The sequence below is a fragment of the Moritella sp. 5 genome (genome assembly GCF_018219455.1).
GTDB lineage: Bacteria > Pseudomonadota > Gammaproteobacteria > Enterobacterales > Moritellaceae > Moritella.
This window is the reverse complement of the sequence record NZ_CP056122.1, coordinates 3,241,462-3,257,154: the sequence shown is the minus strand read 5'-3', so window position 1 is coordinate 3,257,154 and position 15,693 is coordinate 3,241,462. Positions and strand designations below refer to the sequence as shown.

The 15,693-nt window shown below is 36.4% G+C and carries 14 protein-coding genes; 10 read left to right on the top strand and 4 right to left on the bottom strand.

Annotated elements, in window-relative coordinates; all coding sequences use genetic code 11:
- The first annotated feature begins 50 nt into the window (after positions 1-50).
- The 8 genes from HWV01_RS14500 to HWV01_RS14465 all read left to right on the top strand — a co-directional run bounded on the left by HWV01_RS14500 (position 51) and on the right by HWV01_RS14465 (position 10,539).
- Positions 51-1,928 (top strand): hypothetical protein, encoded by a 1,878-nt coding sequence (locus tag HWV01_RS14500; RefSeq protein WP_211672219.1) that lies wholly within the window; start codon positions 51-53, stop codon positions 1,926-1,928.
- Positions 1,929-1,930: 2 nt separating this feature from the next.
- A complete protein-coding gene (locus HWV01_RS14495; protein ID WP_249185328.1) occupies positions 1,931-2,644 on the top strand; it encodes an OmpA family protein in 714 nt (237 codons plus the stop codon).
- A 2-nt stretch (positions 2,645-2,646) separates the two neighbouring features.
- The gene (locus HWV01_RS14490) at positions 2,647-3,783 is read left to right on the top strand and encodes an HNH endonuclease (protein ID WP_211672218.1); all 1,137 of its coding nucleotides are present in this window, start codon (positions 2,647-2,649) and stop codon (positions 3,781-3,783) included.
- A complete protein-coding gene (locus tag HWV01_RS14485; RefSeq protein WP_211672217.1) occupies positions 3,780-4,130 on the top strand; it encodes a hypothetical protein in 351 nt (116 codons plus the stop codon). The genes HWV01_RS14490 and HWV01_RS14485 overlap by 4 nt, the downstream gene beginning before the upstream one ends.
- Complete coding sequence (locus HWV01_RS14480) at positions 4,123-6,282, top strand: hypothetical protein (protein ID WP_211672216.1); 2,160 nt, start codon at positions 4,123-4,125, stop codon at positions 6,280-6,282. Before HWV01_RS14485 ends, HWV01_RS14480 begins: the two co-directional genes overlap by 8 nt.
- A complete protein-coding gene (locus HWV01_RS14475) occupies positions 6,279-6,938 on the top strand; it encodes an OmpA family protein (protein ID WP_211672215.1) in 660 nt (219 codons plus the stop codon). The genes HWV01_RS14480 and HWV01_RS14475 overlap by 4 nt, the downstream gene beginning before the upstream one ends.
- Entirely contained in the window at positions 6,928-9,267 is a 2,340-nt protein-coding gene (locus HWV01_RS14470) for an EH signature domain-containing protein (protein ID WP_211672214.1), read from the top strand. Before HWV01_RS14475 ends, HWV01_RS14470 begins: the two co-directional genes overlap by 11 nt.
- A 357-nt stretch (positions 9,268-9,624) precedes the next feature.
- Complete coding sequence (locus HWV01_RS14465) at positions 9,625-10,539, top strand: DUF726 domain-containing protein (RefSeq protein WP_211672213.1); 915 nt, start codon at positions 9,625-9,627, stop codon at positions 10,537-10,539.
- A gap of 93 nt (positions 10,540-10,632) precedes the next feature.
- Here HWV01_RS14465 and HWV01_RS14460 read toward each other — a convergent pair whose 3' ends face one another.
- From HWV01_RS14460 to HWV01_RS14450, 3 genes are read right to left on the bottom strand one after another with little or no spacing between them, the layout of a single operon-like run.
- Positions 10,633-11,397 carry an SDR family oxidoreductase gene (locus HWV01_RS14460; RefSeq protein WP_211672212.1) on the bottom strand — a complete coding sequence of 255 codons (765 nt, stop codon included), beginning with the start codon at positions 11,395-11,397 and terminating at the stop codon, positions 10,633-10,635.
- A gap of 6 nt (positions 11,398-11,403) precedes the next feature.
- Complete coding sequence (locus HWV01_RS14455) at positions 11,404-12,402, bottom strand: LytTR family DNA-binding domain-containing protein (RefSeq protein WP_211672211.1); 999 nt, start codon at positions 12,400-12,402, stop codon at positions 11,404-11,406.
- Positions 12,399-13,565, bottom strand: a complete 1,167-nt coding sequence (locus HWV01_RS14450) for an ABC transporter substrate-binding protein (protein WP_211672210.1) — start codon at positions 13,563-13,565, stop codon at positions 12,399-12,401. Before HWV01_RS14450 ends, HWV01_RS14455 begins: the two co-directional genes overlap by 4 nt.
- A gap of 466 nt (positions 13,566-14,031) precedes the next feature.
- Here HWV01_RS14450 and HWV01_RS14445 point away from each other — a divergent pair, with 466 nt between their 5' ends.
- Together HWV01_RS14445 and HWV01_RS14440 are read left to right on the top strand one after the other, a co-directional pair.
- A complete protein-coding gene (locus tag HWV01_RS14445) occupies positions 14,032-14,394 on the top strand; it encodes a hypothetical protein (RefSeq protein WP_211672209.1) in 363 nt (120 codons plus the stop codon).
- A 182-nt stretch (positions 14,395-14,576) separates the two neighbouring features.
- Complete coding sequence (locus HWV01_RS14440) at positions 14,577-14,747, top strand: hypothetical protein (RefSeq protein WP_211672208.1); 171 nt, start codon at positions 14,577-14,579, stop codon at positions 14,745-14,747.
- A gap of 95 nt (positions 14,748-14,842) precedes the next feature.
- Here HWV01_RS14440 and HWV01_RS14435 read toward each other — a convergent pair whose 3' ends face one another.
- A complete protein-coding gene (locus HWV01_RS14435) occupies positions 14,843-15,661 on the bottom strand; it encodes an alpha/beta fold hydrolase (protein ID WP_211672207.1) in 819 nt (272 codons plus the stop codon).
- Positions 15,662-15,693: the final 32 nt, after the last annotated feature.

The following is a 15,693-nucleotide window of genomic DNA, read 5'->3' as shown; positions in this document are numbered from 1 at the left end:
TTATAACCTGATTGTATTATCCTCGAACTTTATCCTATAGATGTGGCCTCATGAACAGCTTGTTATCGTCAGCACTCAGTAACGTATCAGCAAATACACTTACTAATTTTTTCTTCTTATTAATGTTAATCGCACTAAGTGCCGCCTTAATTTGTCACTTTACTCGAAAAAGTGATTCTTATGTGGCGTTTGCGCCAAACCTTCTCACATCACTCGGTATTCTCGGTACATTTAGCGGTATTGTTATCGGATTACTTGATTTTAATCCTAAAGATATCGACGGTAGTATTGAAGTATTACTTGCCGGATTAAAGACTGCGTTTATGACAAGTCTTGTGGGCATGGCATCTTCTATTATTGTTAAATCAATAACGACAATTACTTTTAGAAGTGAAAAAGAAGATAACACAGAACTGAATGAAATTGGCCCTGAAGAGATTCATGCCGCGATTGTCGCGCAACATAAATACTCACAAGAACAAACTGAAGCAATGGTTGATTTAAAGCAATCAATTGTTGGTGAAGGGGACAAAACAATTGTTAGTCAATTGACATTACTTCGCTCTGATACAAATGATAACGCGAAGCAGTCTAACCAATCTCTATCTTCAATTAATGACATCATGGGTAAAATCCATGCTCAACAAGAAGATCAAGCTATTAAGTTTGAACAGTTTAAAGATCGCTTATGGATTCAATTACAAGATTTTGCAGATGTATTATCTAAATCAGCAACCGAGCAGGTTATTGAAGCCTTAAAGCAAGTGATTGTTGAGTTTAATGACAAGCTAACTGAACAGTTTGGCGATAACTTCAAACGCCTTGATGAATCGGTGAAAAAGCTTGTTGTTTGGCAAGATAACTACAAAACACAGTTATCTGAAATGACTGAGCAATATAAGTTAGGCGTAACGTCAATTACTCAAACAGAAAGTTCAGTTGCCTCAATCAGCGAGCAGGCTCAATCGATCCCAACGTCCATGAGCGATTTAAAAACGATCATGGAAGCCAATGGCTCACAACTTAAAGAACTTGAAAGCCACTTGAATGTGTTTGTTGAAATGCGTGATAAAGCTGTTGAAGCAGTACCTGAAATGAAAGCGCATTTAGACGCGACAATGAATGATATATCGGGTTCTGTTGAACTCGCTTCAAAGCATTACAGTGACATGTTATCTCAGTCTGACGAGTTTATGCGTACGCATTCAGCGGCTCAAAAAGAACTACAAGAAAACTTCGTTCAAGTATCCAAAGAAGGTATCGAACATGTTAAAACAGGCTTGATGTCAGGTGCCGAGTCTATTTCTGGAGAACTTAATCAAGGTGCAAAAGTTCTGTCGAGCGAGCTAACGACCCAAGCAAGACAAATCACTGAGCATTCTCAAGACTTATCTAATAACTTGGTTATTAGCTCCGGTAGTATCCAAACCGCAAGTAGCCATCTAGTTAAAGAAACAGATAGCATGCAAAGTTTCTTAAAAGATGCAACGCAAGAGATGAATGCTGAAATGCGTTCTCTTGTTGAAAATATTAAGAAGGAAGTTACTCATATAAATGGTAGTTTTGAGTCAATCAATAATGAGTTAAATACCAATACTAAGCAGGTACAGAGTGACGTTATAGCATCAATTAATAAACTGCAAGATCGTCTTGGTTCATGCTTAGAAGAAGTATTCCAAGAGCAGACGCGTAAAGTAAGCCAAACATTTGAATCACTAGAAGACCAAATTGGTGCAACAGTTGGACAAACAGGTAAGGCTGTAGAGAAGCAAGTTGGTGTGCTTGATGAAGCAATGCAGAAAGAAGTGAATAAAGTGATGCAAGAAATGGGTAATGCGTTAGCGACAATCGCCGGTCAATTTACACAGGATTATCGTGAATTAACCAATGAAATGCATAAGATCACTCGTGCGAATAGGGCTGCTTAATTATGCCTATGAGTAAGGTTTTTGGAAAACGTTCGAAATCTGTAGTTCATGATGAGGACCATTGGATATCTGTATCTGATTTAATGGCCGGATTAATGATGGTATTCATGTTCATCTCTATTTCACTGATGCGTGATGCCATGATCGAACGTGATAAAATTAAAGAAGTTGCGGTGACTTATCAGGAAAATCAACAAGCGATATACAATGCGCTACTTGATGAGTTTAAAGCAGATATGGATGAATGGGGGGCTGAAATTGACCAGAATACACTTAGCTTTAACTTCAATTCACCAGAAGTGTTATTTTCTTTAGGTCGAAGCGATATTAAGCCCGCGTTTAAGACTATTTTGAATGATTTCTTACCACGTTATTTAGCGACGCTGGATAAGTTTAAAGATAATATTGATGAAGTGCGTATTGAAGGACATACATCAAGCCGTTGGAATCATGATTCAAGCGAGAATGAAGCGTATTTTAACAATATGAAATTGTCACAAGGACGAACAAGAGCAGTGCTAGCTTATAGTAACTCCATAGATTCAACCTTACCTTATCGTGATTGGATGAGGCGCTATATTGCTGCAGTAGGCTTTTCATCTTCAAAGCTTATCCTGAATAAGGATGGTACTGAAAATAGCCAGAAATCTCAACGTGTAAGCTTCCGTGTTATCAGCAATGCTGAAACTCAAATTCGCAAGATTTTAGGTAGTTAATCATGAAACTATCTGTAAATTTTAGTGGGTTAGAAAATGCCGTTAAGACGATGGGTGCGAGTAAAAGGACTGATTTTAAATTAGACCTAGAGCTCACAGGTATAGACCCTATTGATGTTGGATTAGAGCTGGGTATCTCTGTTGAACTTAAAGATGTCATTATTAGCTCAGGTTTATTGAGTTATAAAGGGCGTCAGGTATTAGTGTATATCGAAGATCATGGTGCCGGTGTCGGTGGTGTTATTAGCGGTAGTTCAAGTGGTAATAAGTATCATATTTCGGACTGTAGTACGTTACAAGGGATGCGCCGCCAAGGACGTTACGATCGTTATGTCGTAACAAATAATATAACGGGTGAATTTAAAGTCTCTGGCTATAACTATCATAATTCAGCTTCAGTTGAAGGGCTTGCCAAGTTAAGCGTTTGCAAAAATTGCCTTACAAAATTGAACTATCGAAATTACACCAACTTTACTGAAAAAAATAAGGTTTTCAGTGAGTTTTCTATGGAATCATTTTTTTCAACGTATAGTTCTTACTTCCCACATATGCCGACTACCAAATCAGGAGAGCGTGATAATGCTTATACGGATGACTGGACAACGGTTTCAGCTAAGTATAAATACTCGAAAGAGTATAACTGTGAATCGTGTGATGTACATTTAAGAAATCACAAACACCTGCTTCATACCCACCATATTAACGGCGTTAAGTCAGAGAACCGATTAACGAATTTAAAGGCCCTCTGTATTGATTGTCATAGTAAACAAGCGAAACATGGGCATATGAATGTTAGCCATGGTGACCGAAAACTAATTACCCGTTTACGTCATGAGCAAAATAAAGATAATGCTGTTTCTTGGGACGATATCTTCCAACTAGCAGACCCTGCCATGCATGGATTTTTATATGCCTGTAAGCAGAACCATGGTCCCTTACCTGAAGTCGGTTATATGCTTGTTAACGAGGGGATTCCTGTTGCAGAGCTCGAGATCGCTTGGCCAAAGGCAAACATTGGTTTTGTTATTGCTGAAGAAGATAAATTCCAGGCCACTGAATGTGGTTGGGATATTCGCTCATCTCAAGAAGGTTTGGATGATATTCGCAGCTTAGTGCATTACTTAGGGCGTAATAAATGAACGTAGATGAAGTACTCAATCGTATCATTACGATAAATCATGCGTGGAAGTTATCTCGAGAGGAATTTGGCAGCAGTAATGCAATAACTAAAGCATTACGCGATCAAAAATCATCCTGGCAAGCGAGCTTGTTACGTGATTATCCTGAAATGAGTTATTTGAAGGTTGATACCGATAATAGTACCGCAGATGAAATTCTTTATAGCGTAAGGCTTAAGAGGTCGATCGTTATTGATGGTGTAACTCGAACTGACGCCGAGCATTTACCTGAAAGAATCGCGAAAGAACTATTTTACGAACTCGAAATTGAAGCCCTACTTAAAAATAATGAGAATATACATGTTTAATATAGAATCCGCTGTGACCTTTTTTATCATCGCTGTCGTTATTATTTTATTTTTTAGTTGCCTACTTAAAGAATTAAAGAGTACAACGAAAATCACATCTGACTTTGCAGCATTGAAAGAATTCATTAATACGCTTAATGAACGTGAGTCATTGGATAGCCGAGGTTTATCAATTACAGATAAGAACTGGTTAATTGAGAACATTATCTGTGAGCATGACCAAGATAAGATCACACCTGTAAAAGAAGGGTATAGAGTGTTGGCAAAAGGGCCTGTTGCATCCCTTATACCTGACTATGTAGATGGTAAATATAAGTCTATTCCTGCCTTACTTACAAGTATCGGTATTACTGGTACTTTTCTGGGTATTACGTTCGGTCTATCGCAGTTTGATTCGAGCTCATTTGACTCCGCATCATTACTTGTTTCAGCGGCATCACTACTAGATGGTATGAAAACCGCCTTTTATACTTCATTAGCTGGTTTGTTTTGTTCCGCGGTATTTATGATTCTATTGAATATCAGTGCGGGTAGAATCCTGAGAGCGAAAGATGAACTTTCACTGACATTGTCTTCTGTGGTATTAGAAGTTAGCCCTATTACATATCTGAGAAACCTATCGACAACCGCTGAAGGTAATAGCTTAGATGCTGATGATTTAGCTAGTAAGTTAGGGAAAGAAATTTCGGTGGCTATATCTTCCGCATTAGATGCTAAATTTTCACCGATAGTAGATAAACTGGGTGATGCGACAGACGCTATGTCTGAAGGTAATAATAATATACAAGATGGTTTTGATAATTTAGCTCAGCAATTTACAGCAGTTTCAGAATCGTTAGACGGTGATAAGTTAGCGAATAGTGTATCTCAATCAATTAAGACGGTAATGACAGAAGAGGTTACCCCTGTATTGAGTAGTATTAAAGATGAGCTTAAGCAGCTGAAAGATATTAAAGAGCAAAGCCAGCAAGAGTTAGCTGAACTACTTATTAATAAAATGCGTGATGATTTAATTGCTCCTGTAACTGTTGAATTGAAAAAAACGGCAGATGCAGTGTCTGCAAGTAATACAGTAACTGACCAATTAAATAAGAATGTTGAATCTGTATTGGTGAACTTATCTGAATCTATCTCTACGATTAACGTTTTCCAAAAAGAAACAATGCAGAAACTACAAGAATTTGCATTGTCACTAACTACAATCCTAAATACCTTTAAGCAAGATACTCAAGGTGCGATGACTGACATTACTGCAGGTGTTAAAGATGCGTTAGACCACAGTGTTGAAGGCATGGCATTACAACGTCAAGCATTTGATGAGAGTACGAAAAATGCATCTGGTGCATTTAAAGATATGGAAACATCATTGACAAAAGCATTAGATGACCGTCAGGTAATGGAACATAAGTTGTTTGATAATATCGAATCGCGTATGAATACAATTTTAACTAAATCTAATGAAGCATTCTCTCAGCAAACATCGGTACTAACAGATGCAGGTAATGCAGCTAGTAAGTTGATGGATGATGCAAGAGAGAACTTAGTTGCTGGCTTAGGTGATATTGACAGTAAGATCCATAGCATGTCGAATGCTGTTCAGGTTGAACTTGAAGCATTCAGAAAGCAGTATCAGACAAATCTAAATGAGTTTTTCGAACAGCAAAATACGTCACTTGAACAAACACTTGGAAAACAGGCTGATAAGCTATCGAGTGTTGTTGATCAATTTAAAGATACGTTCGAGAGTGAATATAAGACCCGTCATAACTTACTTGATAACCTAACCTCTCAGCATGAAAACTTACAGAAGTCGGCTAAAACCATCGAAAAAATGGCCAAAGCAGTCGGTTTACACGAAGCTGCGAAAATGTCGGAGCTACAAGATGCAGCTGCAACAATTGGTAAGCAAGTTGGTCATCTGAAAAAAGAGTACACACAAGCCAGTATCGCTTTTAAAGAAGTGACTGAAGATATGCCAAAAGCGATGGCTAATTATTTTGAACGTGCAAATAGTAGTTTTGAAACTTTCTTTAATGATTTTGATAGTTCAGCAAGTGCTATCCATAACCGTTTAGTACAAGCTGCTGACTTCTTAATTGAAGCTAAAATCCAAGAGCGGGAATTAGACCGTAATGGAGCTACGATTTCATGAATCGAGGTATGCCAATAAGAAAAACGAGCGAAGTTGACGATTCAGGTGCCTGGTTATCAATTGGTGACTTGATGTCTGGATTGTTAATGATTTTTGCATTGCTATTAATTAGTGCGTTAGTGCAAATTTCTGATGTTAATGAGAAAAGCCAAAACAATCGCGTAATCATTATTAAAGGAATTAATAATAGCTTAGCGTCAGCTGGTATCGATGTTCAAGCGGATCCTGAAACGGGGGATATTTCCATTCTAGATTCTGTTTTGTTCGGTCATGATGATTATAAACTTAAGCAATCTGGTAAAGACTTTTTAAACTCATTTGTGCCACTGTATGGTGATGTTATTTTTCAGTCCGTTGAAGTATCAGAAGAAGTCGTTCGTATTGTTATTGAGGGCCATACAAGTAAAGAGGGGAGCTTTAATTATAATATGAAGCTGAGCTTATTACGTGCAAATAGTGTATCTGAGTATATACGTTCAATGCGATTTCAAGATAAACCGGCATTTTTTGATAAGGTGTTGATTTCGGGTCGCGGTCCTTTAGATGCAAATATTAATAAAGTGAGTGCTGAAGATCGAAAGGTTAAATTTAGATTACAATTTAAAGGCCAGCAATTCCTAACGTCATTAGGTACTGAGGTCACGAGTGTTGAATAGAAGTGGTATCTCATTCTCGTTACCAAAGCTACCTAAAAAGACAAAGTTAAGAAGGGTTGAACATAGCTCAAATTCAGCTGTTAATGCTTGTTTAGAAGGGCGTGTTATCGCTTCTTTTCCTCCTCGTTCTTTGGGGCAGATATTAAAGATTATAGAGAATGGAGCGGCTGAAGCAATAACGATAATGGAGTGGTTACATGTTTTTAAAACGTCGGATGATTGGCGTTTTAATGATAAAAACGATGAAGTTAGGGCATGCTTATTGATCTGGGAAGAGATATCTAAAAATAGTAGTGTTAGTCAGATTGCCTTTTTCAAATCCGCATTAGCCATAGATTTAAATGACAATAGTTTCCCTTTACCGTTAATTGATACCGCAAATATTGCCAAGCCTTACCTTAATGATTTAGATAAGCAAAAAGTCGATTGGATCCAAGCTTTACGCAGTAGTAATTATCAACAATGCGCAGGTTTCGTATATAGTTCTCGATTTACTGTTAAGCAGTGCATTCATTGGCTTGGATTACCTGATGCAACGAGTTACATAAATCAGATATTTTCTTTATTAGTTAGCAGTTTGGACTCTGAAATGTCTGTAGCTGATGAGGAATGGTTACTTGAGTGTATTGTTGAATTACCCTCTACTGAATTAGTGATTCAAGTCTGTGAGCAGATACTATCAAGTGGTTTGCATACTTTTAAAAGTGATTCATTAAATAAGTGGTTTAGAGATCATTGCTTACCACATAGTAACCCGAGTTATTTTTTCAAACTAAATGATAAATCAAAAATTAAATTAAAAGAGTTCTATAAGCTTAGTGAGTTTTACAAATTTAAAGACCTTATTGAGTTAATTACTCGACCTGCTAATGCTAGATCATTAAAAATAACAGATGAAGAAATTAAGCAGCTAAGGGGGAGGTCTGAATTTTGGTCTAACTATAGTGAGCGCTTCATTCAAGTTAGATGTTTTGTATCTCATGGTACTGATAGTTTATTAAAATTTAGTACACCGTCGTCGACACATTATGAAGTATTAAATGATGCAGTTCATGATGAAAGCGAAGTCTGTATTTTCGAATTAAGTAATCAAATTATTGTTGAGATATTTAGAGGCGCATTAAGTGAGGTCCGTTTCTTTGATAAAAGTGAGCGGAATATTAAGCGTTTATTGATTGATAAAGACTTATCAATCTCTGATATTAGAAATATGGTTCAAGATGGATATCATGATCACACTGTATTGTGGCAATACTTCTGTGAGAGATTACTACGTAAAGAGTTTAATATAATACCAAATGATGGTATTGAATATTTGTCTGGATTATCAAGGGTTATAGGTCGTTACTCTCATGGTATGACGGTACCTTTAGCTACGCCATCTAATTCACTCTTACTCCAAAGGAAAGAGCAACTTGAAATTTGGCATGATGCTTTTTGGAATCGCGAGTTCAAAACAGAGAAGTATCAAAATGCGACTAAAGAAGACTTAAGTTCTAAACGCCAAGTGAATAAGATATTAATGTTGAAATCACTAGGTCAAAAAATAGATTATGAAAGTGAATTCCTTACTTTAGCTAATGAAGGTAACAAAGATGCTAAATTCGAATTAGCTAAAAAGTACTTATCTAAGCCGATGACTGCGAAAAAAGGGCAAGATTACTTAATTCAATCGGCCAACATGGGGCATGCTGAAGCAATCGGATTAGCTAAAAAATATAACATCAAGGTAGATGTACAGGTTAAACCTACGGTAGAAATAAAAACTAAAAATAAATTCAAAACACGTGATTATGACCCTAAGCTAATAGTAAAAGTAATTGATGAGTTATTGGAACAAAATAAACCTGTTATAGCTGGTAGCTTACTATTTAACTCTATATCGGATTTGTTATCAGTGATGACTGTAAAAACTGCAGGCGAAACGTTTAATAATCCATTAAAGATATTGAGTAAGCTAAATAATGATGATCTTTGCAGTCTTATTAGCATATCCATGGTTAAAAATGACATCATCAATTTGAAAAAAGTAGCCGCATTTTTAAGTAACAGTCGTGAGTTTGTCTATATTAATAAAATTGATGAAATAAATAAGTTCCTAGAATCCTCAAAGAATGAAAGTTCTGTTGCCACATGTACAGAAGATAGGGAGTTTTTACTACTTTCAGCAGGTGAACTGATGAAAAAAATGAAAGCGTTTGAAGTCGGTGATAATTATGAAGGGTTGAAGTCCATTCTAAGTGAGCTTCGTGTTAGAAAACCATCAAAAGCAATACGAACAATTGAAGCCAGTATTATAAATATATTAGATGATGTGGATGTCGGGTAATATTAATCTTTAGGTTGAACATACAATGAATAAGTTAAATACCTGACTCACCCCCAAGTATTATGTCTGTATTCAGCGTCATTCAATTTTTTTGTGGCAACACTCTTTAAGCGGGCAATGCTGACATTGAGGGATCTTGGTGCAGTAGCGAGCTGTTGCTTTAAGCATAGCGCTTTAGGTCGTTTTGTTGAAATCAGGAATGCCGCATACATCGAAGATATGCTAATAAAGATTTAAATTACGCCATAATATTGTTAATTTAGCGGCTGATATGGATATTGTCGTAGTACATGCAGACAAATCGATTAGTTTAACCATTCATTAATGCGTGTAAGATTCTTATTAGGATATTTTTTAGTGAAAAGTTTATTTGAAAGCAAACTTAATATAGCGAAAGACATCGAACCAAATGACGTATTAGTAAACCAAGTTCTGGATCAGATAAAAGGACTCTTACCTTCACATAGTCATGACGAGTTTATGGTCAGAGAGTCATCTTCAATAACATTAGCAACAGTGCGAGAAGGCGAGTCCCCTTGTATTCTTGTTATTAATGGTTACCTCTCGAAAGAGGGGAGAGACATTTCAGACTGGCTAAGTGTTGTTGATGAACTGTATCCTAAAAGCAAAATCATTCATGTGCGCTGGAATGCGGGTAATTTTACCGACATCGCGCGTGATGACAGTAAAATGACTGGTGATGTGAAAGATACAGATGCAGATAAATGGTTGGCGGCTGCAAGGCTGGCAAGAGATATGAATCCTGTCGATTTTGCAGCTCTGGTTGGTGAGATTGTCACGGATAAATTCGTCGGACACTGGAAAAAATCGTTTAACGAAACATTGCATGCAGGGCATGATTTAGCGAAAGCAATACAAGATGACGAGCAATTACAGGGTGCAATCTTAATGGGTTATTCATTAGGTGCGGTCGTTGCTTGTCAGGCATTGAATAACCTTGATGCAAATAAAGTCACCGCTTGCTATCTTTTGGCGGGGGCTGTGTCTGCTGAAGCAGAGCAATGGACACCTATCTTAGAAAAACACCCGGATCTGCGTCTGATCAATTGCTACAGCGATAATGATGATGTATTAAAGAGTGCATACGGTGCAGGGACGATACTTGATAATAAGCCTGCAGGGCTAACTGAAATAGAAAACAGTAATATGGAGCAAGTCGTGAATTTAAATGTAACTGAATTTTCATCTGGGCATATGAACATTAAAAATGAAAAAGTCGGTAAAGCATTGGCAGGAATTCTTAAGCCTTAATATGTGAATGATTTTACGCTCTATAGCTTATATAGAGCGTGAGCTGAAAATTGGTTTGAGATTAGCTTATTTGATCAACAACGTCGAGTGGGGTTAGTAAGACCTATTGAAACCGCCATCCAATAGTATATTCTGACCAGTCATGTGATTAGATAAGGGACCCATCAAAGCTAGGATTGCGCTAGTCACATCGTCAACAGATGCATACTTTTGTAGCGGAATATTCGATACTTCGTCTTCCATCAATTTTTCAAAACTGAGATTATTGGCTTTTGCCTTTGCATGCATTTTATTTGTGTAACTTTCAGTCATTACACCCCCCAATGAAATAGTATTTACAGATATTCTGTTAGAGGCTAACGAAAGTGCCATCGTTTTCGCTTGTCCCAGCCAAGCACTTCTTAGGCAATTATTGAGTGAGTAATTTGTAAGTGCTGTTTTGGAGCTAAGACCGGAAATAAATACGATTTTACAACCTGAGTTTATAGCCGATTTTTCGACTAATTTTCTTATTAATCTTAACGGTAAAATAAAGTATTTTTCATATAACTCCCGCCAGACTTCATCATCAGGAAATACCTCAGAAGATGCTGGAATTCGTGGAATTATAAAGACGACACCATCAAAACCATCTCCGCTTGTTGCAAGTTCAGCACATTTGTCTATCGAATCAGAACTGAAAAAGTCTAGCTTTGCAGATGTAACACAGCCTTGTCTATTTACGACCAAGGATTTGTGTAGTTCCGATAATTTTTTTTCATCACGACCGGTTATGAATAAATTGGTTTTTGGACTTATTGCTTTAGAAACTTCTGAACCCATATTACTGGTTGCACATGTAATTAAGACATTTTTCATGATTTATTATTTTCCAGAGTAAAGTCTTTCTAATAGAGATTGTTCAAATTTTTTCCCTATTTCGAGTAAAGAATTGTTATTTTTTAAGTTTAAAGAAAGGTAATATCTATCTGTCTTAGTATCTGTTGTCAAAGTGCTATAGTCTTTAATTATCTCAGTATTAACTATTGTTGACCGATTAAGACGAATAAAATCTAATGGGAAAGATTTTTCTAGTTCAGCAAGAGTACACCTCAAACGCTCAAATGTACCATTTGTATATAATATATTGGTGTATGGGTGCTCATATGAAGCATACAAAACATTTTTGTTGATAGCGAAGACACGCTTATTTCTTTCAACAATTTTGTTAATGTTGATCATTTTTAATTGATAACAGCAGACTTCTTCTTCAAGTTTTTTTAAAATATCGCTTTCTTGACTTTCAGCTATCTCAGTTTTTGAGTTAGTACTATCTTGGTGTTTGTTTTTCATTATAACAAAAAATAAAAGCGTTTCAATAAAGGTAATTATAAACACATAATACCAATATAACTCTGAACGCGAGTAAAATGGTATATTATCAGATTCAGCTATATACCAACTCGCGCTCCCTAGGTTGAGCATGCCGATTGTCAAGTTTTCTTTTTCTGAAGTTATAGACCCTCGGTGTTTAGTTGTTAATAAATACAATGTATATCCTTTAGAGCAATAGGTATGAGATACTGCGTCCTCGTTTGAAAAGCTTTTTAAATTGATAGCTATGCATATTGCTGACATCGAATTATTTTCATCATTAAATTCAATTAATCTCTTGATATTTGTTGTTATACTTTCAATGTTGAATGTATATACTCCATCCAGAAATGCTTCAGATCTAACCCAAGACTTCATTGTTCCCAAAAAAACACGTTGGCTTACTTCTTGCTCTCCAGCTTTGTTATTTAACGAATATAAAATTAAATTCGAACAAAAAATTAAGAGGGAAACAAAAAGAATATTTTTTTTATATGTGATTTTAATCATTTTAACGAATCATCTAATTTAGCCTGACTATCCTTAATATGATAAATGTACATATTTTTTTTATTATATCCGTTCTTATCAAAATTAAATTTTTGTCCATCCATAACGGTTACATAATCACTGTTTTTAAGAATTTTTATTATGGACATAGGGCTATCTGCTTTCTTTAGGTTATCCATCTCAGACAAAACAAAATTTATTAAATCAAATGAATACGCACTAAGAAATGAGCTTTGTTTTTCACCGCAGTAAGTTTTAACTATAGGGATAAATCTTTTCTTGTTTGGTCCTTTTACTTTGTGATCCCAATTTTTTAAGTATTGAAGTGTGACTTTATCTGAAGTCGTTCCGATAATGCTAAAAAACTCTTTTCTAGCACCAATTGAGTCTGGACCCAATATGTGAATTTTTTTATCTCTTTGGGTAAGGGCTGTATATAAAATAGCAATATCTGGATTATATAGGAAAGCGGAAACAACCTCACCATCTTCAATCTGTGAAGCTATTCCTTTGATATTTTGGCGAGTAAAGGAGTGTTGAATAATCTCTGCATTTGGGTTGTCGGTAAGTATCCTCGCGCTAAAAATCTTCGAAATTGATTTCGAGGATTTGTTTGAGCTGTTGGTAACCACGTGGATCTTACTATCGGGATATTCCTTTTGATACAAATCGGCAAGTAGATTGGCTTGATACTGATTTGAAGGCATTGTAGATAGACCATAGCTGTTCTTCGCAATGATTGATACAGAGGTTGCGGTAGTAACAAAAGGAATTTTAGCTTCCGTAAATATTCTACTCGCAATCATTGCCTCACGTGAAATAAGTGGAATTAAAACTAAATCAACATTTGATTCTATCAGTGATAAAGCGGCCTTAGCAGTCCCGACCACAGTTCGAAAATTTTCTACAAATATAAAGTTTACCTTCTTACCCATTTGACTGTAATTGTCAGTGACATATTTTAGAATACACATTTTTTCATTATTTGATGTGCTAGTTAGATTGTTTTTTTGACCTAGAATTATACCAACGGTAAAACTTTCTGTTGATTCTCTTGTTAGGGCAGAGCAGGGCAGCGATAGTCCCAGTAAAAATAATACTGCAAGTCGATACATATTTCGGAAGTAATGTAACAGTAGAGCTTTTTTGTTAACTAAATTCATTTTAAATTTTCAACTTCTGTTAATGGGATTAACCATCTTGGCTGTATCTAAGTGCATGTACTTTATGGGTTATTTCAGACTTTTACTATACACCTAACGATCTTGGTTAACAATCTTTTAATATGCCATTTTGTTAATGTAAAAAATGATTAATATAGTTGCGGCTGTATTTTATGACTTCAAAAGCATACTGAATCAATATGCTTTCATGTAATGGAAAGTCGTTTAGTTGTGAAAACATAGAAGACTGATAAGAACCTCTGATATAGATTTAACCTGAGGCTTTTATTTAGTAGATAGATTAATGGAAGGATATATTTAACATGGAATTATATGGTTACGACTATAAAAGCTGTAGTGTTGGCGACTATTATGGTTATGCAAAGCTGTGTTCTATTAGCACTGGCAATTACGCTCAAGAATTGTTTATTGAATCTTCAGCGAATAAATAAGTAGGGTGTGATACATGGACGTTGAATTAATTAAATCATACAAAGCATTGATAGTGTCAGTGTTACGTACGACAAAAAATAATGACTGCAATATTTTGTCGGAAGTTGAAGATAAATTTCTATTGCTCGATCCGAAATGTAGAAACAAAGTTGGTGGAGTAAGCCTGACTAGATTCCCTGATACTATCTTTCCTGTTCTAATCTTAGAGCGTGATGATGATGATAATTGCAAAGTAAGACCGTTATCCAATTTGGGCTGTGTTGATAAATTATCGAAACCAAGTGGTAATTATATTATGGGTGATGATAGCCGCTTCACTTTTTTTATCGCTCGACACCCCATTCCAATTTATGAAATAAGTGAAATAAAAAAATGACTTTCATCGCACTTACGTGGAATCGGGCAGACTTTGCATACGTTTTTAGTTGTGGGACTCATCAAGGTTATTGGCGCGGTGATATCAGTAAAAGCAAGACATCAAAATTACCGTCAAGAATTGACTGTTAACATTCTAAAAACACAATTAATACCAGTATAAACTCAAATAGGACATATGAAATGGAAAATTTATTGAATGCAATAAAAACGGAGCTGCAATGTTTAGATGCCGCTAAGTTAAAGGATCTTTCGGCGCGGTTTAACGTTAAATATTCTGCGGATGGTAGTGCCGAGGTGATGATTGACAACGAGATTGTTGCCGTTTGTGGTCGTAGCCGCATTGGCTATTAATTAATTTAATAGGGAGATTTGGGGCCTTAGGATATTAGCTATGACAAGCACATTATCCATGTGCTTGTTTCTTCATTATCACCGTTCGGTTCAAATTATGCGGCGTGTACGCTTTCCATAAAGCTTAACAATTTTGCTGTAATGACAGCTGGTTGTTCAAGGTTCGAAATATGTCCAGCATCTTTAACCACAAGCAGTTCACTATCCGAGATCGCATCTTGCATTAGGTGCGACTCTAATGGCGGGCGAGCAACATCTTGTTCACCGACAATAATCAATGTTGGTAACGCGAATTTTTCGATATCTTCAAATGCATCACGGCGTGTAATAAACATGCGACCCATTTTGGTGATTTGTTTAGTGCGTTCACCTTCCAAGCTAACAAGGTAGTTACGTAACCTTGCGACTAACTCTGGGTTTACTTCTGCTGCATTTTGCGCAAAGAACATTGGCGTAATGATATCCAGCAATGGTGCAGGAACCTGTTGTGCGTCATCAATTGCACTAAGCATGCCTAAGTATTTGGTACGCATAATTTCAGACTCAAGTCCTACGAAGCTATCCATTAATACTAATGATTTAACACGTTCTGGCGCAATAATAGTTAATTCAGCGCCCCACATACCGCCAATAGACAGACCGATAATCGAAAAATCATTAATAGCCAAGTGATCCATCAACGCCAGTACATCGCGTGCGTAATCTTGCAGGCGGATTGTTTTTTCTGGCGCGTAGTCCGATTTACCATGAGCCCATAGGTCAGGAACAATACAGCGATAATGTTGGCTTAATGCATCAAGCTGAGGTGCCCACATTTCACTATCCCACAAATAGCTGTGACCCAAAATAAGCACAGGGCCTTGACCCTTGTCGATATAGTGCATTGTTTTATTGTCAATCGTAAACGTATTCATTTTATCTCCTTTGACGAAAAATACTGTCCTTT